The sequence below is a fragment of the Chryseobacterium sp. S90 genome, from assembly GCF_047444895.1.
In the GTDB taxonomy this organism is placed as follows: domain Bacteria; phylum Bacteroidota; class Bacteroidia; order Flavobacteriales; family Weeksellaceae; genus Chryseobacterium.
Map to the genome: position 1 here is coordinate 37941 of NZ_JBLGCX010000004.1, position 19026 is coordinate 56966.

The following is a 19026-nucleotide window of genomic DNA, read 5'->3' on the forward strand; positions in this document are numbered from 1 at the left end:
TTGCATAAAATTTAAAATATGAAAAGAACCCTTTCGACGGTTTTATGTTGTTTATTGCCACTAGGATATTGGGTAAATGCACAATCCGGAATCTCTGCAGAACTGAAAACAGAATATATTCCGGGCTCCAATTATATCCGCCCTGAAGACAGCACAAAGACGAATTCTAAAAGTGATTTTAAAAGAATAGATCTTAACCTGAGTATTCCGTTATCCGTAAAAAAAGATACTGATGGGAAAGTAAGATCGTGGTCTATGCTGCTGAGCGGATCTTACGCAAAGATGACCCACAAAAATTACGAAACCCAGTTATTTCCGAATGAGATGCTGAATGCGCAGGTGGGAATACAGCATATGAGACCTTTAGGTAAAAAGTGGAGTATGATGCTGAATGCATCTGTGGGAGTGTATACAGACCTGGAAAGAGTTAATTTTGATGATGTGCTGGGGCAGGGAGGAATTTTGTTTATCAGACATTTTAATCCTAATCTTTCATTGGGAGGAGGACCGGTGCTTACCACGGCTTTTGGAGTTCCTATGATTTTACCATGGATTTATTTTGACTGGAAAACCAACGGAAAAATTAAATTCAACATCAATTTCCCGCAAGGTATGGAAGCCGGGTATCTGTTTTCAGACAAATTTGCTTTAAAAGCTGTTGTAGATCTTAACGGGATGACGGCGGAGAGAAATGTAGGCGGAAAATCTATGCTGCTGGGGTATCAGCAGATCACTGCAGGACTCAGACCTGAATTGAAAATCAATGATAAACTTACGTTACGTGTCACAGGTGGAACGGCAATACTGAGAAGTTTCAGCGAAAACGACAGGAAAATCAGCAGCATTTTCAGAGACAAAAAAATAGCGGATCCAAGGTTTGCAAGTACATTCTACGCTGCAGTATCACTGCGCTGGAATCTGCCATAAATACTAAAAGGAAGGCGTATAAAATTTTATACGCCTTCCTTTTTTATGATAAGTTATTTATTTACTTGCTGATCAGTTTCTTATACACTACCTGATTAAGCAGTTCTTCTTTTCGGGTACGGGAAATAGGAAGCTCAATTTTATTAATGAAAAGCCGTCCTCCGGAGATCATATCGATATGGGTGATATTGATGAGGTAAGATTTGTGAATCCTGAAAAAATGATCTGAAGGAAGGGATTCTTCAATCGCTTTCATCGTCTGATGAATAACCAGTGACTTGTCTTTAAAATGAAGTTTCGTGTAATTCTGCATACTTTCAATGTACAGAATATCTACCCAGGAAACCTTAATAAAGGAGTCAGACTGCCTTACATACAGAAACGGATCATCAAGAGACGTATTCTTTTTTAATTTTTCACTGATGATAAACTGTTGCTGGGCCTTGTTTACAGCCTGATAAAAACGGTTAAAAGCAATGGGTTTTAAAAGATAATCCACAACCTGCAAACGAAATCCTTCCAAAGCATATTCAGAATAGGCCGTGGTAAGGATGCATAAAGGTGGATTTTCCAGCTGTTCCAGAAATTCCAGACCGGTAAGATAGGGCATGTTGATATCCAGAAAAAGAAGATCTATTTTGCTTTCCTTTACTTTGGCATCTGCTTCCAGTGCGGTGGCACAGGTTCCTTCAACTGATAAAAAATCAATTTGACCAGCCAGTTCTTTAAGATGGAATCTTGCAAGAGGTTCATCATCTATAATCAGGCATTTCATTTTTGGAATATTAGAGCTCATGATGGTCAGATAGTGTTAGTAGTAAAGTTATTTTAAAGATATGATCATTCGTTTCAATTTTCAGATCGTGGGAGTCAGGATATTGCAGCTTTAAACGTTTTTTTACATTTTGAAGGCCAATTCCGCCCGCTCCGTCTTTCTTTTTGTAAGTTGTCATATCAGAATAGGAATTTTCAACATAGAAATAGAGGTGGTTGTCTTTTTCTTTACAGGAGATTTTCACATACCCTTTATGCCCGGGAAGCCTGCAGACATACTTAAAGGCATTTTCGATAAAAGGAACCAGAAGCAAAGGAGCAATAAAAGCTTTTCTGTTATCCACTTCCCATGAAGCCTTTACATCCAGTTCATTTCCCCATCTCAGTTTTTCTACCTCAACAAGATTCTGAAGATATTCAATCTCTTTATCTAAATGAACCAGAGGCTGATTGCAATGATATAGCTGATACCTCAGAATATCCGAAAATTTCATCAGTAAAAAATCAGCAAGCTGGGTATCCGTTTTCATCAGAATATGGATATGATTCAGGATATTGAATACCACATGCGGATTGATCTGATCCTGCAGAAGTTTAAGCTGGTTTTCCAGATGTGCCTGCTGAAGAAGAATATGATCACGCTCTATTCTTCCGTGTTCATTATAAAATTTTACCCCACATGCTGCTCCATTAATCAGAAATGAGGCAGGCAGAGACATATAAAAACCCTTCCACAAAAAAGGCAACTGATCTATAAAGTTTTCCGGAAGCTGATCTTTAGGCTCCACTTCAAGATAGGTGAATATAACGGAGAAAACCAGACTAAGCAGGAAAATAACGATTATCAACTGTATCAGAAACCGTTTCATTTTCTTTTCCCGAAGAGCTTTCGGAAGAAGCTTATTGGTTAAAAAATGAGTAAATGTAAACGAGAATGCTGCAATAATCGCAGCCTGGATCATCGCAAGATAAGTTTCTGTGGTACTCTGGAAATTAAACCACAATACAATAGCCAATACAAGCCAGAAAATAAAAGTAAATATGTATTCTTTAAAAACAAAAGATTTTGTCATGGAATAAGAAATAATTTGATAAAAAAATTAGAAACTGCAGGGAAAACAGTTTCTAATGGGTAAAGATAATTTAAGTTTTTTAGAACAGGAAATAACCTATTCCGAGGGAAAAACTGTGGGGTTTGGACTTAAACTCTTTACTGATACTGGAAAGACCTGTTTCATATCTAAGATCTACCGTGAAGTTTTTATAATCTACCCCAATCCCCCCTGTAATTCCAATATTGGATTTGTCGAACTTTTTAAAACCTTCCTGCAAAGCCTTGGAAGAAGATAAATTATTATTAAAGGCATAGCTGTAAACACCCCCGGCAAATGCTCTTACATTAAAATCATCGGTTTTAATGAATTTATATCCTACTACTACAGGAATATCAATAGCGTTCCAGGAAAGTTTTGAAGAGCTTCCGTCTTGGGAGGTGTATGATGTCTTCCTTTTGTTGAACAGAGCTTCTCCCTGTACATATAGCTTTCCGAGATCTACTCTTGTCATTACTCCTGCCTGATAGCCTAGCCCGTATTTCCCTTCCAAGGAAGAAGATGCCGTTGATGTTTTTGTAAAATTTGTTCCTCCCTTGACCCCGATGTGAAAAGCCGGTGTCTGCTGTGCTTTTGTTTCTACGGTGCAAAAAATGCATAATAACAGAGAACTCAGAGCTAAAAATTGCTGCTTCATAATTAATTGTGTTAAAAATCTGATGCAAAACAACAATGATGAAGGGCAGTATGAAATTTTATTTGATGAATGGCAGAGATGCTTGGACCAAGACCCGTTTCCGGATGAAAATAAAAAACCGGAAGTATTACTACTCCCGGTTTCTGTTTATTAATAAGGCTGCTCTTCACAAATGGAAGGAGGATTACATCCACCGCCGCCTGGATTTCCGCCACCACCTACAGCGATACATTGTCCGGGATTTCCGTCTTCATACATTTCGCATGCATATCCCCAGGCACACTGGCAGTCGTCCTGACAATTATAAGAGTTGCCTCCCATATGACAGCCGTCTATTCCGCTGCCCAGAATTGTAGATAAGTCTTTTCTCAAAAGTTTTTTGATTTTTTTCATGGTTCAATTTGGTATTAAATGTTATCGTTTAATTTGTATATCCTTGTAAATATAGTAAAATTGTCTTAATGGATTGTAAATGAATTATATATAGATTATATACAAAAAGAAGCCTTTTTCAAGAATGGCTTCCTTATGATGTAAAATATTCTGTTTTAGAAGCTGAAATTCTTTTGGTACAGCATATATTCTTTTTGGAACAGAGGAATGGTGCCTTCATATCTGAGAGGAGCTATTCCAAAACCATAAAACATATCAGCCTGGATTTTACCTTTTACAGAAATAACCCCTTTCCTTTCAGGAACAAATGTCAATCCTAAAGATGAAAGGGCAGAAGCTCTTCCTCTTAATCCGGAATTGGCGATAGGAATAGAAATAAACATCAGTCCTACAGCTCCTTTTGCTTCCAGGCCTGCTTCAGCAGATAAGTTTCCTTCTGCACTGGTGATGGCAGGTTCTGATTTCTTTTGAAGATTAATATTAATCGCCGGATTTTTACTTACAAGAAAGTTAGCATTTCCTTCAAGATCCAGAAGTTGTGCCTGTACTTTTCCTGTAGCCTGTACTCCAAGGAAGGGACCAGCAGAAAGAGTAGGACTTAAAATCAGTCCTGTAGGTCCTAAAACGATTGGAACAATAGGAATATTCAGGTAGTCTGTAGTACTTGCCGTATAGCCCAGACTTCCCACAATACTCGCAGTGCTCTGAAGCTTGATGTCATCCATAATGAGGTTAACATAGAAGTTGGATAAGTGTCCCCATGAGAATGTGATATTATAATCAATCTTTGGAGTAAATCCTCCTTGTACATTTACAGTGGATGTACCTGCTGAAGATAGAGGAAATGAAAAGGTTTTATTGAAATTATAACGGTTGAAAGTAATTAATTTCTGGTTTTGAATATTTTTTGCTTCGATAGAAAGTATTTTTTGGTTGATTTGCTCAGAGACCATACCTTCTACAGGGATGTAATTAACCATTCTTCCATCAATATTAACGGGAGCTTTACCGGATGGATCATACACTCCGCTCAGTGTTCCGCTATAGATAAATTCTTCAAGTTTTGCACTGGAAGTTTGCACTTTAAATTGGTTATTCAATTTTGAAACAGCGCTTACTTTTGAAAGAATGGTGTTCACCTGATCGCCTTCTATTTTAGTCCCTACAATAACGGTTCCTACCGAAATACTGTCTGTTTGCGGGGTCATACGGCTAAATGTGATTTCTCCTTCATTATGGGTAGAAATTGCATTGACCGATTCATCATTCAGAATAATAACATTCTTCTGTAAAGTCAGATTTCCCAAAGTCTTCATTTGAACAGACTCTGCGGGTTTTTCAGCAGGCAGATCGGCAGGATCATCCTGAGAACAAGACGTTAAAAGAAACAAACAGAAAATAGATAAAAGAAAAGTAAAGTAAAAATTTCTGTTGATTTTGAAGTGGTTAGATTTCATTTTCATATACAGTGATTTTAAATTTTATCTAAATTAGGTGAATTATTTAATACATACAAAAGAATAATGTTAAATTAGTATCAATAACATAATGAATTCAATGATGTTTTTTTAATATAGAAAAGAAAAACCCGCTATCACTGTAGCGGGTTCTGTGTATTATTTTTTAAAAGTCAATGTTAAAGGAACAGAAACATTTGACGAGACTGGTTTTCCTTTGTCTTCTGCCGGTTTCCACTTGCCTTTATCTTCCATACGGTAAAAAGCCGCTTCAATAAATGCATTTACATCTTCATTATTTCCTTTTACATTAGGATCCAGAGCATTTCCTTTAGAATCAACAACAAAAGTGATTGTTGCTTTGTAGGTATCCGGAGAAAAGTTTAAAAAATCAAGTTCCACAGCTTCATATAATAATTTTTGAAAGCCTGCTTTGCCTTTATCATATTCAGCTTCTTTAGTGACTTTTACTTTTGACGGAGGATCTGCAGCGATCATTTTCTGATCTTCAAGAGAAGCTTTATCCAAAGCATCTTTGTAAGCCGCTATCTTATCTTCTGTCAAAAGCCATTCTTTCTTCGTTCTTAAATCATTAGGCTTAGGATATTTGTTATACAGAGCCGTTTTCTTTCTTTCATAGCGTGAATCTGCCCTTTGAAATTCAGAAATCTGGGCACTGCCGAAAATAAAAGTGAAAATGAATGCTGATGCTAAGACCTTTTTCATGATTTATTAAGCTTTTACAATATTAATAATTACTTCAGTTGCTTTTTCCATACTTTCCAGAGCTACATATTCGTATGGTCCGTGGAAGTTGATTCCTCCTGCGAAAATATTCGGGCATGGAAGTCCCATATAAGAAAGCTGAGCACCATCCGTTCCACCTCTGATTGCTTTAATCTTAGGTTCAATACCAGCTTCAGTCATTGCTTTTGCGGCAAGATCTACAATATGCATTTTGCCTTCAAACTGCTGCTTCATGTTTCTGTATTGCTCTTTGATCTCCACTTCAGCAGTTCCTTCACCATGCTTTTGATTGAATTCAGCGATTTTCCCTTCCATGAATTTCTTTCTGGCTTCAAATTTATCTGCATCATGATCACGGATAATGTATTGAAGTTTAGCCTCAGAAATATCTGCCGTGATATCCATTAAATGGTAGAATCCGTCAAAACCTTTTGTTGTTGAAGGCGTTTCGTTAGCCGGAAGCATTTGAGCAAACTCAGCCGCTAAAAGCGCTGCATTGATCATTTTTCCGTAAGCATAACCCGGGTGAACGCTCAATCCGTGGATTTTTACCACAGCTCCCGCCGCATTAAAGTTTTCATACTCCAATTCTCCAACTTCTCCACCGTCCATGGTGTAAGCCCATTCTGCGCCAAATTTAGCTACATCAAATTTATGTGCTCCTCTTCCGATCTCTTCATCCGGAGTAAATCCGATAGCAATTCTTCCGTGTTTGATCTCAGGGTGAGCGATAAGGTATTCCGCTGCCGTTACAATCTCTGCACAACCCGCTTTATCATCAGCACCAAGAAGCGTATTACCGTCAGTAGTAATTAACGTCTGTCCAATATATTTTTTTAAACTTTCAAATCTTGAAGGGGATAATGTGAATCCCGTAGTCTGGTTCAAAAGAAGATCATTTCCGTCATAATTTTCCCAAACCTGAGGCTTTACATTTTCTCCACTGAAGTCCGGTGAAGTATCATAGTGTGAAATAAATCCGATGGTAGGTCTGTCATCATTTTCAAGGTTAGAAGGAACATATCCCATAATATAACCATGCTCATCAATTGAAACATTTTCCAGACCGATGGTTTTCAGCTCTTCAGTAATGTAATTGGCAATATCCCACTGGCGAGGAGTAGAAGGTGTTGTTTCGCTCTCTGCATCGCTGGTTGAATATATTTTTACATAGCTAAGAAAACGGTTCAGTAATTTTTCTTTCCACAATGGGTTGAATTCTATTGTACTCATCAGATAATCATAAATTTTAACAAAGTTAGCAAATTTGATGCTGAGAATACGTTATTTGCGATTTAATATCAGTTATTGAAATTATTAATCAGAGATAAAACTTTGAAAATCAAAATAATGTTAGCTTTGTATGTACAGTATACTAAGTAGTTTAGTTTTATTATATTTGAGAAAATCAAAAAGTAACAATGTTTCTTACCGAATGTCCTAGAGATGCCATGCAGGGATGGGGAGAATTTATCCCTACCGATAAAAAAATAGATTATATCAACTCCTTGATGGATGTTGGCTTTGATGTATTGGATTGTCTGAGTTTTGTTTCTCCGAAAGCAATTCCACAGATGGCTGATTCTGATGAGGTAGCCGAAAATATAGACAAATCACGCTCCAAAACTAAAGTTTCCGCAATTATCGGCAATTACAGAGGTGCTGAAAAAGCATTGAAACACCAGTCAGTGGATATTCTTGGTTTTCCGTTTTCTATTTCCGAAACTTTTCAGCACAGAAATACCAATAAAAGTCAGGAGGAAGCTTTTGATGAAATCATTAAAATGCTTGAACTGGTAAAAAGTGAAGGGAAACAACTTAATATCTATTTCTCTATGGCTTTTGGAAATCCATATGGTGAAATGTGGAAGTGGGAAGATGTTGACCAGTGGGCACAGAGATTTTCAGATATCGGAGTGAAAGATATTTTATTGTCAGATACTACCGGAGTGGCAACTCCCGAAACGATTGCTCTTTTGTTTGAAAAAATACCTTCAAAATACCCTGAAATTAACTTCGGAGGACACTTTCATAACCGTTATGAAGATTCTTATTCAAAATTAAAAGCGGCTTATGATAAAGGTTGCAGAAGATTTGACAGTGCCATCAAAGGTATCGGAGGATGCCCTATGGCTAAAGATGATCTTGTAGGAAATATGCCAACTGAACAGGTGATCAATTTTATGAGCGTTGAAAAAGCAGAACATAAGCTGAATCTCCTGAACTTTGAAAGCTCTTACAATAAAGCAAAGGATATTTTTCATTTTTAAGAATAAATCTCACAGAGAAAAAGAGGTCTGCTCAAATTTCAAAATATGTGAGAAAAACATATTAATAGGAGCAGGCTTTAGCCCGCTTTACTATATTAAAATACAATTGGCTTCAGCCAAAACATATTAATCTTAAACCCAAAATCAACAAAATGTCTCCAATTATCTCTCCATCCGATTTAAAAAACCTTCCGACAGAAAATCTTGTCATTCTTGATGCAAGAACCGGAAAAGATGTAAAGCAGAATTACTTTGAAAAACATATTAAAGGAGCAAGATTCATTGATCTGGATAAAGATTTGGCTGAAATAGGAGAGAATGCAGCTTTGGGTGGCAGACATCCGCTTCCTTCCGTAGAAAAGTTTGCTGAGACACTTTCAGGTTTTGGAATCGCTGAAAACTCTCACATCATTGTGTATGATGATAAAAATGCTTCAAATGCAGCGGCAAGAGCCTGGTGGATGTTAAGATCTTTCGGATTAAAAAAAGTTCAGGTTCTTGATGGTGGAATGCAGGCTGCAGAAAAAAACGAACTGGAATTTTCTTCAGGAGAAGAGATATTTGATAAAGCTTCTTTAATAAAAAAGGATCGATGGCTTCTTCCAGTTCCCAGTTTGGAAGTTGTTGAAAATGAACTTAAAAACGATTCTTCAACTGTTGTTGATGTAAGAGATGCCTATCGTTATAAAGGTGAATCTGAACCGATTGATCTTGTTGCCGGGCATATTCCGGGAGCAATCAATATTCCTTTTTCTGAAAATCTTGACGAGAACGGAAATTTCCTGAGTCCGGAAATTTTAAAAGAAAAATACAGCCAGTTATTAGAGGGGAAACCTGAGCATCTGATCATTCACTGTGGTTCAGGTGTTACTGCATGTCATACGATCTTAGCGCTGGATTATGCAGGGTTCCCGATGCCGGATCTGTATGTAGGCTCTTGGAGCGAATGGAGCAGGAGAGAAGGAAAAGAAATAGCAAAAGAATTATAGTTATAGAAAATAAAAAAGGATGTCCGATAAGACATCCTTTTTTATGGGTACATGTTATGTTGTACTTATTTTTTACTCAAGTGAAACAGAGAAATAATGATGAAACCGATTCCTGTGATAAAAGGAGGCTGTGCTTTCATCTGAGCTCCTAAATAGAGCATATAAATACCGAGAAAAGCAAGAACTATCGCTCCAATTTTCTTTGCCATTATTTCCTGAGTTATAGCATTCCTAATTCAAACTTCGCCTCTTCACTCATCATGTCCTTATTCCAGCTCGGTTCGAAGGTAAGTTCTAAATCTACACTATTAACATGTTCTACTTCAGCCACTTTATCCTTTACTTCCTGAGGAAGAGTTTCTGCAACAGGGCAATTGGGAGTAGTAAGGGTCATTATAATTTTTACGTCAGCATCATCGGAGATCTGAACATCGTAAATCAGTCCTAATTCGTAAATATCTACCGGAATTTCGGGGTCATATACGGTTTTCAGTACACCAATGATTTCCTCACCAATGTCAGCAATTTGATCGTCTGTAAATTTCATTTTTTAATCTAGATTGATATTCCTTTTCAACAAATCTTCCTGACGCATGCGCCGGAAAATATTTGCCAAAGTTAAGACATCTTTTTCACAATAGTCTACAATTCTCTGCAAGTCTTTTTCTATGTAGTAAATTGATGAAACCATTGAGCCGTCAATATCATCTTTCGGGGTGGGAATTCCAAAGACATGAGCCAGTAATTCCAGTGATACAAAACTTTTATAATCCCCAAACTTCCACAGTTCCATCGTATCTATGTGAGGAACCTCCCAGGGTTTCTTTCCAAACATCTGAAACGGAGCCGGCGGAAGGATCCCGTTGATAAGATATCGTCTGGCAATCCATGGGAAATCAAATTCCTTTCCATTATGAGCACAGAGAATAACATTGTGAAGCCTTGGACTGTTGAAGATTTCGCCAAATTCCTGAAGCATTTTCTTTTCATCGTGCCCGGAAAAGCTTTTTATTTTAAGAGTTTCATTCTTTTCAAGCATTCCGATGGAGATACAGATGATTTTTCCAAACTCGGCCATAATACCGGCCCTGTCATAAAACTCTTCTGCGGAGATGTCTTCTTTTCTTTGAAATTTGGTCTTTTTATCCCACAGATATTGCTCTGTTTCAGATAAGTTGTCCCAGGATTCTGCCTGTGGAACGGTCTCAATATCAAGGAATAAAACTCTTTCTAAAGGGATGTTTTGTATCATATGTGTTTTATTTGCTGTCTATCCTACCTGCATTCCATTTTTTGTAGGTAATGAAGGGGCTAAAAGAGTGACATCTTTTTTGTCTTCACCATATAATCCCAATACCAGGCACTCACTGAAGAAGTTGGCGATCTGTTTTTTAGGGAAATTGACTACCGCTAAGATCTGCTTTCCGATAAGTTCATCTTTTTCATAAAGAGAGGTTATTTGTGCAGAGGATTTTCTGATTCCTAAATCTCCAAAGTCTATTTCCAGCTGATAAGATGGGTTTCTGGCCTTTTCAAAATCATTTACTGAAAGGATAGTCCCACATCTGATATCTATTTTTTCAAAATCAGCCCAGGTGATATCTGGTTTTATTGTCATGGTAATTCGTTGATTAAATGTTCTACTTCTGTTTTCTGTTCTGCATATTTTTGTTGTAGTTCTGAACCTTCACCCATTCTTCTGTAATATTCCAAGGCTTTTCCCCCAAAGAATTTTTTATGGAAATCCGAAACCTCGGGAATCTGTGGAAAGACTTTATGAAAAAGCATTTCATAATAGGCCTGGAATTCTCTTTCATTTTTGTCTTCAATTACATGCCCAGGGGCTTTCTGTCTTACATGAAGCATTTCATGAGCCACCATATTAAGGACAAGGTTCAGGTCAAAATCAAATAAATTTCGTGGGATCATGACTGTTTGCGGTCCTCCCAATTCACCTTCTGCGGTAAGAAGCATCGAGGTAGGAGAAAGTTCTTCTCTGAAGCCAAACCCTGCAAAGTTTTCATGCTCCAGATCAAAAGAATGGATCAGATATTTTGCTGCATCCAGAATCTGATCATGTTCTTTATAAGCTTCAAGGTGTAAGTTGATCTGTTCGAAATTCATCTGAAGTATGTTTTAAACAAATGTATTAAAATATTGAGAATACTAAGGCTGATTACTTAAAAATGCTTTAAAATTGGAAGAAATTTAGGATAAAAACAATTATTAGAATTAGTCATATCCTTTTAGACGTATTTAATCATAAATAAAAAAGCCCACCCCAAAAGGCAGGCTATAGATTTAAACTAAAAAAAATAAATTAAGGATGTTCATTTCTCGCTCTGATGACCAGATTAACTAAATCTGAGCCGCCACTTGCAAAATTATCACTTGGATTATGCGCGCTTTGAGTAGCTACAGCATACGGAGAGCCGTCCCAATATCCCCAAAAAGGACCTCCGCTTTGTCCAGGCCAGATATCTGCTTTATGGCTCATGCTTTCGTTGTCATCGGCACTCCAGAAATCTCCATCCAGTGCGATACCTGTTTGGTACGTTGGTCTTTGTGTCCCTGTAAGGTCTCCCGGGTATCCTGCGTGAGTCCAGTAAGCTCCTCCATCCCATGAATCAGAATATGATTTTGATCCTAACCAGCCTGTGCTGTTTCCGATAGGTCTGTCTAATACAATCACTACATAATCGTATTGTATCTCTGTTGAATCAATAGATGGGCCTGCCACTTTATATTTGTAATAAGTCAATGTTCCCCAGGCCGTTCCGTAAGGAGCGCTTCCGTTGTAATACATAGGTGTAAACTTCAGCCATCCTGTAGTGTTATTAGGTTGCCAGTCAACAATGTGAGAACAGGTAAGAAGGTGTCTTGGTCCGATCATTACACCGCTTCCTGAGCCTAAAGAACTTTCCACTCTGCCAACACATCTCCATGGATAGGCGGTAGAATTATATACTTTTCTCTGATCTGCTCCAAAAATAGTTCTTGCATTTTCCGGCGTCAGGAAAGAATCTCTGTCAATGAATTTTGGTTTACGGTCTCTTTTCGGTTCAAGTTTTGGATTGTATTCAAAATCAGCATGGGTAGGATAGAAATGATCAGTTTCCAGAGCTCGGATTTCCGCTGTTTTTTCATCCATAGGCATTCCTATTGTTTTCATCCCTTTCGGAAAAGTTCTTCCGTTGATGGTTTCCATAGCGGGAGCCTGCTTAAATAATTTTTCAACTGCTTCTGGTTTTTCAGTTGATTTTGCTTTAACAGTTCTAAGTCTTAAAACTTCTTCTGCTGTCATTGGGTTGTTGTTTTCGATTTTTGACATGATTATTATTTTTAATCTAGTGTTTTCCTACTCTTTTAATGGCTTTTCGGATTCCGCCTCTAATAATGATATGATTAAGTGAATATTTTTTGTGAAAATTCTGCAGTGATGCTTTCTGTCTGATTGATTTGCGCTGCTCCCATAGCTGCCAATGCAATAGCAACCTGTTTATCAAGTGTTTTTCTAACAATATTCCCATTGGTTGCACGTAATATTTTGCAGAAATGATAGGTGAAATATCCCCGTATCTGCCCGCTGATATTCCCTTCCATAGAAACCTGATTGTCTTTAGCTGCAGCCCATAAAGTATGATTCATTCCGGCCACAGGAACAAGAGCTTTAGTAAGAACAGTTGATTTTTTTGAACTTTTAGAAGTTTCCATTTCACTGGCATACGTCAGGTAAAATTCATCTTCCAGCATTGGTGGAATATAACGGGCGGTTTCGTTGAGAAGATCCGCTTCCAGTCCCAGATCCATTTTTCGGGTTCCTGTTCCGGAATAACAGCAGTCGAAGATCACTTCCATATTGACTCCCGCTTTCAGTTTGCTGAGAACTGTTTTAAAATCATCATCGCGAATAACACCGTTATTGGCATAATCATGTGGACAAATAGCTTCGTCCAGACCATCCAGTTCCAGATCCGATCCGATATTAGCCACTCTGGTTCCGTGTCCCGAATAATAAAAAACAAGAGAATCTCCTTTTACACTTGTGCTGATCATGGATTTCAGATAGTTTAATATATTCGCTCTTGTGGCATTCTGATTGGTCAGGATTTTAATCTTTGCCGGGCTAAAACCACAAATAACCAATGTATTTGCCATATCTCTTGCATCATTTACACAGCCATTAAGATCCGGACCTCCGTATCCGATGGGTGCATAATCATTAATACCTACGATAAGTGCTTTTTTCATTGTATTAGTTTTAAAAATATTCCCTACTCTGTTTCGGCTTTTCGGGTTCTGCCTTTCTGTTTTTTTTTATGACAAAATTCCTTTATTCTGCAGGACGAAAACAGAGGAGAAAACCGTATTTTGAAAAAGGTAAAACACCTTTTTGTCTGTTTGTGAGGTTGTTATGAATGAAAAATCCGGCAGCTTGAAAAGCTGCCGGATACGTAAATAGAATGTAAAGATGTTTATTTTATAGTATAAGAAATAAGATTAAAAATGAGAATATTCAATCAACAAAGATCATGTTTTAAGGCAAAAAGTACCAGACCTGCTCTGTTTTTTATATCCAGTTTTACAAAAACCGAATCTCTGTAGCCATCTATAGTTTTCGGACTCAGGCACATTTTGTCGGCAATCTCTTTATAGGTAAGTTCACTGCAAGCCCACTTTATAAACTCTTTCTCTCTGTCTTTCAGTTCAGAAAGAAGAGAAGCGTTTTTCATTTCTTCTGTTTTTACTTTCAATAATTTCTGGGCAACAAAATCAGTATAGAAACTCCCTTTTTCAAATACAGTTTCTATGGCCTGGAAAAGGATAGAAGGCTGCATATCTTTCAGTAAATACCCTTTAGCACCTGCCTTAAGCATTCTGATAAGAACTTTTTCATCATCATCCATGGTAAGGGCAATGACTTTGATATCGGGGTAATGTTCGGTAAGCCATTCTGTAGTTTCTATACCATTTTTATAAGGCATATTAACATCCATCAGGACTACGGCGGGTAATTCAGAAGCTTTTTCCACACCTGCAATAAATTCTTCTCCGTTGGGATGATTCATAATGACCCGATATTGAGTGTTTTCTGTGATCATATTTTCCAAGGCTTTGGAAATTAAAGTATGATCATCAACGATCGCTATGGGAATAGTTTTCATAATAAATTTTTATGATAGGTTATCAGAGTTTGTGTTCCTTTATTTAATTCTGAATGTATAGAAAGTTCGGCATGAATCAGTTTTGCTCTCAGTTCCATGTTTTTTAATCCTGAGCCATCCTGAATAATGCTTGTATCAAAGCCTTTTCCGTTATCGGAAATGCTGATGTGTAATTTTTCACAGTCATCTTCCATTTGTATGGTAACATTTTTGGCTTTGGAGTGTTTTAGAATATTGTTGATGCTTTCCTGGATAATTCTGAAGAGAATCAACCCATGTTTTGGGGAAATATCAATGTCCTGTTTCTGAGTAATGAATTCTATTTTTAATAATTTCAGTTTTTTGATCCTATGAACTTCTCTTTCAACAGATTCTGCCAGTCCGAAATGAATGATCTGTTCAGTAATTAATGTTTTAGACAGGTTTCTTATATCCTGTATACATTCTCCCAACAGTTCATTGAGCTCAATCAGGTCCTCTTTTTCGTTGTTTTTTAATTTGGTAATCAGCTGATTTTGACGAAGACGTACAACAGAAAGTTTTTGTCCCAGATCATCATGTAATTCCTGCCCGATATAATTCAGGGTCTGTTCCTTCATTTCTACCTGAGAAGTGGCAAGCTCCTTTTCAAAACGCAGATCTTTTTCCTTTTGTTCTATCAGCAATGTTGTCTTTTTCTTGATGAAAACAGCATAGATGAAGATCATTGTCAAAACAACGATAAATAAGGTAATTGTAAAGATGATGACCAAATTATTCTCTTCCATATCTAAGAAGTTTTATCTGATTTTCTCCTGTTTGTTCCAAATTAAACCTAAGATGAGTATACCGTTACTGATCAGATTCAGCATAAATAAAATGAAGAAATATATAGTCTCCGAAACAGTAGTTCTGAAAAAGAGTATCGGAATACTTCCAATAAAAAAGATCAGTAAAGCCACTGATATCCAGAATGGTAAATAGTTTTTGATTTCCAGTATTTTATCAGAGTTAAAGGTTTGGTACAGGAACAAAATAATTGAAAATAACAACAAAAGAATATCTACATACAGCATATTAAAAGAAAAATGATGGAGCAGATCATCTTCTGTATAAAACATTACAGCAATATTAAGGACAAAAAGAGCCAGAATGACGGTCTGTATCTTTTTGAGCACCGGAACATATAATAATTGGTAATAATAAAATAAGTACAAAAAGAATACAATCATCAAAAAACCAATTACATAAAATATGTCCGTAGGCAGCCTGGTCAGGTCGAAGTAGAAATAACAAAAAATATCGATCAGGGAAAACAACAGATATCCAACAATAAAAAATAAATTTTCCTTTCCGGTTTTTCTATATTTTATGACCATTAAAAGCATGACTATGATGGATAGGATCATCGATATCTGTTTCCCTGTTTCAATATTCCAGTTCATAATTTTGTGTTTTTAAGGCATTGTTCCTGACAAGGTTTTTGGAGGAGGCGCCAGATTGGTCATGTTCATAGATTCTATGGATGGTACATCTGTATTTTCCTCAGTGGTGGCTGATCTGGACATTGCATTGGTTCTTTCTCTTTTTTGGGCAGTAGGAACTAAAAATATAGTCTGATAACCTGCATATTCCGGTTTTGCCATTCTGTTTTTAGGATGATTTATAGGATATTTTCCCATATAGATCCTGATTCCCGGATTTTTTAATTTCTGTTTTTTTGCATTTTCTTTTACATACTTAATATATCCTTCCATGTCTTCCAGTGAAAACCAGTACCACCGGGAGTCTGGTTCTCCGTTTCTGTACTTCATGAGAATTTCATGATTGGTTCTGGTGTATTCATCAAAAAGAACCCGGCCTTCACGATAGCTGATCAGTTTCTTTTTATAACTGTTACTAACGGGTTCTTGAGGAGATTCAGAGCAGCGGGTGCAGCTTAATAAACAGAGTGTTAGAATAAATGCTGCACAGAGCAAACTTAAAGTCTTAGTAAAAAAGGAAGTTTTCATTTTTATGGTTTTTAATTTTATGGAACAAAATTAGCTAACGGCACAACTATAAAAAAGGGTGAAAACACTGTTTTTATCCTTTACTAAATTTACGACTTTTTGATATTCAGATGAATATGAATTGCTGGTTTGTTTTTTTAATTAAAAATATCCAGTGGTGTCTCTTTATACATAAAATTAAAACCATGATGATCATTCATGGTTTATATGGAAATTAAAATATTAATCATTGAAAATATGAGGACAAAGACAATATCATGCTGCAGCAAAACGAACAATACATAAAATCACAGTAACCGTTTTCTGACTGAAACGGGTCTCCATTTAGCCTTTTATTCTCTCTTTTTCAATCTGATTTTCACCCCAGAGTCTCAGATAATCAATAAAAGGGATGAGTTCGGCACCGGTTTCCGTTAAAGAATATTCTACTTTCGGAGGAACTTCATGATAGACTTCCCTGTGGATGAGTCCGTCATCTTCCAGCTCCCGGACAGTCTGAGTAAGCATTTTAGGGGTAATGTCAGAAAGTGTTTTACGAAGTTCGCCGTAACGCATAATCGTCTTCAGATGAAGATACCATAAAATACGGCCTTTGTACTTTCCTCCAATCCGTTTAAAAGCGTAGTCAACAGGACAGGATGGCTCATTGGTGACTTTTTTTATTTTTAACATTTTTTCAATGGTTTGATAATCAGTATTAGTATGTTTTTGGTATGTAGATTACTAAAAAGTACATACTTGCTGTAAAGATATGATGAGACTACATTTGTTCAACAATTAAAATTAAAAAAAATGAAAGCTGTTATTTTAAACGAAGCAGGAGGTGTTGAAAATCTTCAATTTGCAGAAATAGAAAAACCTGTAATAGGAAATGATGAGGTATTGGTAAAAGTAGTATCTGTAAGCATTAATCCTGTAGATGTAAAATCCAGAGCTTATGAAGGAGTTCTGAATTGGATTTTTGAAGAAAAAAGACCTGCTATTTTGGGATGGGATATCTCGGGAGAAGTCGTGGAAACCGGGAAAAACGCAACTGATTTCAAAGAAGGAGATGAAGTCTTCGGGATGGTTAACTTTTTTGGAAGGGGAAACGCGTATGCAGAATATGTTGCGGCTCCGGCGGCTCATCTGGCATTAAAACCTCAGAATATTACTCATCAGCAGGCGGCAGCGGCGTCAATGGCGGCTTCAACAGCTTATCAGGCACTGGTAGATGTTGCTAAAATTAAAGAAGGAAATAAAGTTCTGATCCATGCAGCTTCAGGTGGTGTTGGCCATTTTGCTGTTCAGATTGCGAAGCATTTCGGAGCATATGTTATCGGCGTATCATCCGGTAAAAACAGGGATTTTGTTTTATCGCTTGGAACTGATGAGCATATTGATTATACAACGGAAAACTTTCATGAAAAAGTGCAGGATGTAGATATCGTGATTGATACCCTTCAGGGAAAAACGTTATCTGATTCGGTAGATGTTGTAAAAGAGAATGGAATTATCATAACGCTTCCTACTCCTGAGATTCCTGAGGATGTTGCAGACAGAGCCGGGCAGAAAAAGGTGAATATTGAGTTTATGATGGTGCAGTCTAAAAAAGAAACCACGGAAGCAATTGCGGGCTTATTGGGGCAGAAAGTATTGAAACCATTTGTTTATAAAACATTTCTGTTTGAAGACATTGCTATAGCACATTTGGAGGTTGAAACCAACCGTGTTGCCGGAAAAGTGATTGTAAACCTCTAGCAATAAAAACAGGACCGGAAAGAAATTTCTGGTCCTGTTTTATTTTCAAAAGAGTATCCCTGTCGAAGATCCTTTAAAATAAAAAACCAGGAAATAATCCTGGTTTTTATTTATTGAGAGATAACCTTTACAATAGCCGGGGGAATGGCTTTTTTTAAAATAAAAGTTTCGTAGCTTGGATTTTTGATATTTTTAGCGACGGCTTTTAGATAGTTCAATTCAGGATAAAAGTAGGAATTGAAATCCTGAATCTCTATATGTGCCGGTATTGCAACAGAAGAAACAACAACTATTTTATCATCTATCAATGCGCAATAATGCTTGTCTATGTAAAAAGAGAAATAATTCCTGAATGCATATGTATAATCCAGCGGACCATTTTCAGGCATTTTACTGTCTATGGAAAGGTATCCGGTAAGGCTCTTACGGTCTCCATGTTCAGCTTTATCATTCTTTTCATCAGGAAGCTTAAAGCTATATACAAATTTCTCCTTATAGTAAACATCAAAAAGCTGAGTTTCTGGAGTATTTTTAAAATCAATGAGCTGCAGGAGGTTTTTATTCCCATCATTCTCAATAATCTCTTTTTTAAATTGGAAAACAGGGTGAATGATAACTTCAACATGATCCATATTTGTTATCAAGCCTGTTTTATTTTCTCCATATTTTACATTAGCATCTATCATTTTTCTTACATATGATAGGGCCGCTTTATTATATTCCTCTTTGTTGTATTTATAGACAATAGTGTCTGTTTTATCTTGTGAAAAGCTAAAAGAGCTTATCAATAAACAAGAAAATAAGACAATCATATTTTTCATATT

Annotated in this window: 25 protein-coding genes; 5 read left to right on the forward strand and 20 right to left on the reverse strand. The window is 36.8% G+C overall.

Translation table 11 applies throughout. The features are described from left to right. Positions 1–18: 18 nt before the first annotated feature. Complete coding sequence (locus ACLMCG_RS12270) at positions 19–927, forward strand: DUF6268 family outer membrane beta-barrel protein (protein ID WP_223598253.1); 909 nt, start codon at positions 19–21, stop codon at positions 925–927. A gap of 61 nt (positions 928–988) precedes the next feature. On the opposite strand, the gene ACLMCG_RS12275 is transcribed toward ACLMCG_RS12270, so the two are convergent. The 3 genes from ACLMCG_RS12275 to ACLMCG_RS12285 form a co-directional block, all read right to left on the reverse strand. Continuing rightward, positions 989–1723 carry a LytR/AlgR family response regulator transcription factor gene (locus ACLMCG_RS12275; protein ID WP_413959760.1) on the reverse strand — a complete coding sequence of 245 codons (735 nt, stop codon included), beginning with the start codon at positions 1721–1723 and terminating at the stop codon, positions 989–991. Then, positions 1713–2774, reverse strand: a complete 1062-nt coding sequence (locus ACLMCG_RS12280; protein ID WP_413959761.1) for a sensor histidine kinase — start codon at positions 2772–2774, stop codon at positions 1713–1715. The genes ACLMCG_RS12275 and ACLMCG_RS12280 overlap by 11 nt, the downstream gene beginning before the upstream one ends. Positions 2775–2853: 79 nt before the next feature. Beyond that, positions 2854–3450 carry a porin family protein gene (locus ACLMCG_RS12285; protein ID WP_142717406.1) on the reverse strand — a complete coding sequence of 199 codons (597 nt, stop codon included), beginning with the start codon at positions 3448–3450 and terminating at the stop codon, positions 2854–2856. A gap of 22 nt (positions 3451–3472) precedes the next feature. Between ACLMCG_RS12285 and ACLMCG_RS12290 the strand changes: the two genes are divergently transcribed. Beyond that, complete coding sequence (locus ACLMCG_RS12290; RefSeq protein ID WP_413959762.1) at positions 3473–3604, forward strand: hypothetical protein; 132 nt, start codon at positions 3473–3475, stop codon at positions 3602–3604. On the opposite strand, the gene ACLMCG_RS12295 is transcribed toward ACLMCG_RS12290, so the two are convergent. The 4 genes from ACLMCG_RS12295 to pepT all read right to left on the reverse strand — a co-directional run bounded on the left by ACLMCG_RS12295 (position 3601) and on the right by pepT (position 7280). Beyond that, positions 3601–3843, reverse strand: coding sequence for a hypothetical protein (locus tag ACLMCG_RS12295; RefSeq protein WP_142717405.1), 243 nt, complete (start codon positions 3841–3843; stop codon positions 3601–3603). The two genes, ACLMCG_RS12290 and ACLMCG_RS12295, sit on opposite strands and share 4 nt — an antisense overlap. Positions 3844–3998: 155 nt before the next feature. Then, on the reverse strand, positions 3999–5306 hold the full coding sequence (locus ACLMCG_RS12300) for a hypothetical protein (protein WP_413959763.1): 1308 nt from the start codon (positions 5304–5306) through the stop codon (positions 3999–4001). 153 nt (positions 5307–5459) lie between these two features. After that, a complete protein-coding gene (locus tag ACLMCG_RS12305) occupies positions 5460–6026 on the reverse strand; it encodes a hypothetical protein (RefSeq protein WP_413959764.1) in 567 nt (188 codons plus the stop codon). A 6-nt stretch (positions 6027–6032) separates the two neighbouring features. Beyond that, a complete protein-coding gene (pepT, locus tag ACLMCG_RS12310; RefSeq protein ID WP_149387469.1) occupies positions 6033–7280 on the reverse strand; it encodes a peptidase T in 1248 nt (415 codons plus the stop codon). 188 nt (positions 7281–7468) lie between these two features. Here pepT and ACLMCG_RS12315 point away from each other — a divergent pair, with 188 nt between their 5' ends. Both ACLMCG_RS12315 and ACLMCG_RS12320 read left to right on the forward strand, forming a co-directional pair. Then, positions 7469–8317, forward strand: coding sequence for a hydroxymethylglutaryl-CoA lyase (locus tag ACLMCG_RS12315; protein WP_047422114.1), 849 nt, complete (start codon positions 7469–7471; stop codon positions 8315–8317). Positions 8318–8469: 152 nt separating this feature from the next. Continuing rightward, a complete protein-coding gene (locus ACLMCG_RS12320) occupies positions 8470–9306 on the forward strand; it encodes a sulfurtransferase (protein ID WP_413959765.1) in 837 nt (278 codons plus the stop codon). Positions 9307–9371: 65 nt separating this feature from the next. Here ACLMCG_RS12320 and ACLMCG_RS12325 read toward each other — a convergent pair whose 3' ends face one another. The 12 genes from ACLMCG_RS12325 to ACLMCG_RS12380 form a co-directional block, all read right to left on the reverse strand. Then, positions 9372–9515 (reverse strand): hypothetical protein, encoded by a 144-nt coding sequence (locus tag ACLMCG_RS12325; RefSeq protein ID WP_167498823.1) that lies wholly within the window; start codon positions 9513–9515, stop codon positions 9372–9374. Between the two features lie 11 nt (positions 9516–9526). Then, positions 9527–9853, reverse strand: coding sequence for an SUF system Fe-S cluster assembly protein (locus ACLMCG_RS12330; protein WP_047422116.1), 327 nt, complete (start codon positions 9851–9853; stop codon positions 9527–9529). 3 nt (positions 9854–9856) lie between these two features. After that, complete coding sequence (locus ACLMCG_RS12335; protein WP_413959766.1) at positions 9857–10558, reverse strand: 3'-5' exonuclease; 702 nt, start codon at positions 10556–10558, stop codon at positions 9857–9859. Between the two features lie 18 nt (positions 10559–10576). Further along, positions 10577–10924 carry a tRNA-binding protein gene (locus tag ACLMCG_RS12340; protein ID WP_223598263.1) on the reverse strand — a complete coding sequence of 116 codons (348 nt, stop codon included), beginning with the start codon at positions 10922–10924 and terminating at the stop codon, positions 10577–10579. Continuing rightward, entirely contained in the window at positions 10921–11430 is a 510-nt protein-coding gene (locus tag ACLMCG_RS12345; protein ID WP_413959767.1) for a hypothetical protein, read from the reverse strand. Before ACLMCG_RS12345 ends, ACLMCG_RS12340 begins: the two co-directional genes overlap by 4 nt. 196 nt (positions 11431–11626) lie before the next feature. Beyond that, positions 11627–12637, reverse strand: coding sequence for a trypsin-like serine peptidase (locus tag ACLMCG_RS12350; RefSeq protein WP_223598274.1), 1011 nt, complete (start codon positions 12635–12637; stop codon positions 11627–11629). Positions 12638–12711: 74 nt separating this feature from the next. Further along, the gene (locus ACLMCG_RS12355) at positions 12712–13557 is read right to left on the reverse strand and encodes a caspase family protein (RefSeq protein WP_277693703.1); all 846 of its coding nucleotides are present in this window, start codon (positions 13555–13557) and stop codon (positions 12712–12714) included. 269 nt (positions 13558–13826) lie between these two features. Next, positions 13827–14471: a response regulator transcription factor gene (locus ACLMCG_RS12360; protein ID WP_142717386.1), complete on the reverse strand. Its 645-nt coding sequence runs from the start codon at positions 14469–14471 to the stop codon at positions 13827–13829. Beyond that, on the reverse strand, positions 14468–15238 hold the full coding sequence (locus ACLMCG_RS12365; RefSeq protein ID WP_413959768.1) for a sensor histidine kinase: 771 nt from the start codon (positions 15236–15238) through the stop codon (positions 14468–14470). Before ACLMCG_RS12365 ends, ACLMCG_RS12360 begins: the two co-directional genes overlap by 4 nt. A 12-nt stretch (positions 15239–15250) precedes the next feature. Further along, complete coding sequence (locus ACLMCG_RS12370; RefSeq protein WP_413959769.1) at positions 15251–15895, reverse strand: hypothetical protein; 645 nt, start codon at positions 15893–15895, stop codon at positions 15251–15253. 12 nt (positions 15896–15907) lie between these two features. Further along, on the reverse strand, positions 15908–16462 hold the full coding sequence (locus ACLMCG_RS12375; RefSeq protein ID WP_413959770.1) for a hypothetical protein: 555 nt from the start codon (positions 16460–16462) through the stop codon (positions 15908–15910). A gap of 324 nt (positions 16463–16786) precedes the next feature. After that, entirely contained in the window at positions 16787–17134 is a 348-nt protein-coding gene (locus tag ACLMCG_RS12380; RefSeq protein ID WP_142717382.1) for a winged helix-turn-helix transcriptional regulator, read from the reverse strand. A gap of 120 nt (positions 17135–17254) precedes the next feature. Here ACLMCG_RS12380 and ACLMCG_RS12385 point away from each other — a divergent pair, with 120 nt between their 5' ends. Next, complete coding sequence (locus ACLMCG_RS12385) at positions 17255–18202, forward strand: NADP-dependent oxidoreductase (protein ID WP_413959771.1); 948 nt, start codon at positions 17255–17257, stop codon at positions 18200–18202. A gap of 110 nt (positions 18203–18312) precedes the next feature. On the opposite strand, the gene ACLMCG_RS12390 is transcribed toward ACLMCG_RS12385, so the two are convergent. Beyond that, positions 18313–19023, reverse strand: a complete 711-nt coding sequence (locus tag ACLMCG_RS12390) for a hypothetical protein (RefSeq protein WP_413959772.1) — start codon at positions 19021–19023, stop codon at positions 18313–18315. Between the last annotated feature and the right edge of the window lie 3 nt (positions 19024–19026).

Excerpts from the sequence above, each read along its gene's own strand:
- ACLMCG_RS12270 (WP_223598253.1), top strand. The coding sequence starts at position 19 with ATGAAAAGAACCCTTTCGACGGTTTTATGTTGTTTATTGCCACTAGGA.
- ACLMCG_RS12275 (WP_413959760.1), bottom strand. The coding sequence starts at position 1,723 with ATGAGCTCTAATATTCCAAAAATGAAATGCCTGATTATAGATGATGAA.
- ACLMCG_RS12280 (WP_413959761.1), bottom strand. The coding sequence starts at position 2,774 with ATGACAAAATCTTTTGTTTTTAAAGAATACATATTTACTTTTATTTTC.
- ACLMCG_RS12285 (WP_142717406.1), bottom strand. The coding sequence starts at position 3,450 with ATGAAGCAGCAATTTTTAGCTCTGAGTTCTCTGTTATTATGCATTTTT.
- ACLMCG_RS12290 (WP_413959762.1), top strand. The coding sequence starts at position 3,473 with ATGCAAAACAACAATGATGAAGGGCAGTATGAAATTTTATTTGATGAA.
- ACLMCG_RS12295 (WP_142717405.1), bottom strand. The coding sequence starts at position 3,843 with ATGAAAAAAATCAAAAAACTTTTGAGAAAAGACTTATCTACAATTCTG.
- ACLMCG_RS12300 (WP_413959763.1), bottom strand. The coding sequence starts at position 5,306 with ATGAAAATGAAATCTAACCACTTCAAAATCAACAGAAATTTTTACTTT.
- ACLMCG_RS12305 (WP_413959764.1), bottom strand. The coding sequence starts at position 6,026 with ATGAAAAAGGTCTTAGCATCAGCATTCATTTTCACTTTTATTTTCGGC.
- pepT (WP_149387469.1), bottom strand. The coding sequence starts at position 7,280 with ATGAGTACAATAGAATTCAACCCATTGTGGAAAGAAAAATTACTGAAC.
- ACLMCG_RS12315 (WP_047422114.1), top strand. The coding sequence starts at position 7,469 with ATGTTTCTTACCGAATGTCCTAGAGATGCCATGCAGGGATGGGGAGAA.
- ACLMCG_RS12320 (WP_413959765.1), top strand. The coding sequence starts at position 8,470 with ATGTCTCCAATTATCTCTCCATCCGATTTAAAAAACCTTCCGACAGAA.
- ACLMCG_RS12325 (WP_167498823.1), bottom strand. The coding sequence starts at position 9,515 with ATGGCAAAGAAAATTGGAGCGATAGTTCTTGCTTTTCTCGGTATTTAT.
- ACLMCG_RS12330 (WP_047422116.1), bottom strand. The coding sequence starts at position 9,853 with ATGAAATTTACAGACGATCAAATTGCTGACATTGGTGAGGAAATCATT.
- ACLMCG_RS12335 (WP_413959766.1), bottom strand. The coding sequence starts at position 10,558 with ATGATACAAAACATCCCTTTAGAAAGAGTTTTATTCCTTGATATTGAG.
- ACLMCG_RS12340 (WP_223598263.1), bottom strand. The coding sequence starts at position 10,924 with ATGACAATAAAACCAGATATCACCTGGGCTGATTTTGAAAAAATAGAT.
- ACLMCG_RS12345 (WP_413959767.1), bottom strand. The coding sequence starts at position 11,430 with ATGAATTTCGAACAGATCAACTTACACCTTGAAGCTTATAAAGAACAT.
- ACLMCG_RS12350 (WP_223598274.1), bottom strand. The coding sequence starts at position 12,637 with ATGTCAAAAATCGAAAACAACAACCCAATGACAGCAGAAGAAGTTTTA.
- ACLMCG_RS12355 (WP_277693703.1), bottom strand. The coding sequence starts at position 13,557 with ATGAAAAAAGCACTTATCGTAGGTATTAATGATTATGCACCCATCGGA.
- ACLMCG_RS12360 (WP_142717386.1), bottom strand. The coding sequence starts at position 14,471 with ATGAAAACTATTCCCATAGCGATCGTTGATGATCATACTTTAATTTCC.
- ACLMCG_RS12365 (WP_413959768.1), bottom strand. The coding sequence starts at position 15,238 with ATGGAAGAGAATAATTTGGTCATCATCTTTACAATTACCTTATTTATC.
- ACLMCG_RS12370 (WP_413959769.1), bottom strand. The coding sequence starts at position 15,895 with ATGAACTGGAATATTGAAACAGGGAAACAGATATCGATGATCCTATCC.
- ACLMCG_RS12375 (WP_413959770.1), bottom strand. The coding sequence starts at position 16,462 with ATGAAAACTTCCTTTTTTACTAAGACTTTAAGTTTGCTCTGTGCAGCA.
- ACLMCG_RS12380 (WP_142717382.1), bottom strand. The coding sequence starts at position 17,134 with ATGTTAAAAATAAAAAAAGTCACCAATGAGCCATCCTGTCCTGTTGAC.
- ACLMCG_RS12385 (WP_413959771.1), top strand. The coding sequence starts at position 17,255 with ATGAAAGCTGTTATTTTAAACGAAGCAGGAGGTGTTGAAAATCTTCAA.
- ACLMCG_RS12390 (WP_413959772.1), bottom strand. The coding sequence starts at position 19,023 with ATGAAAAATATGATTGTCTTATTTTCTTGTTTATTGATAAGCTCTTTT.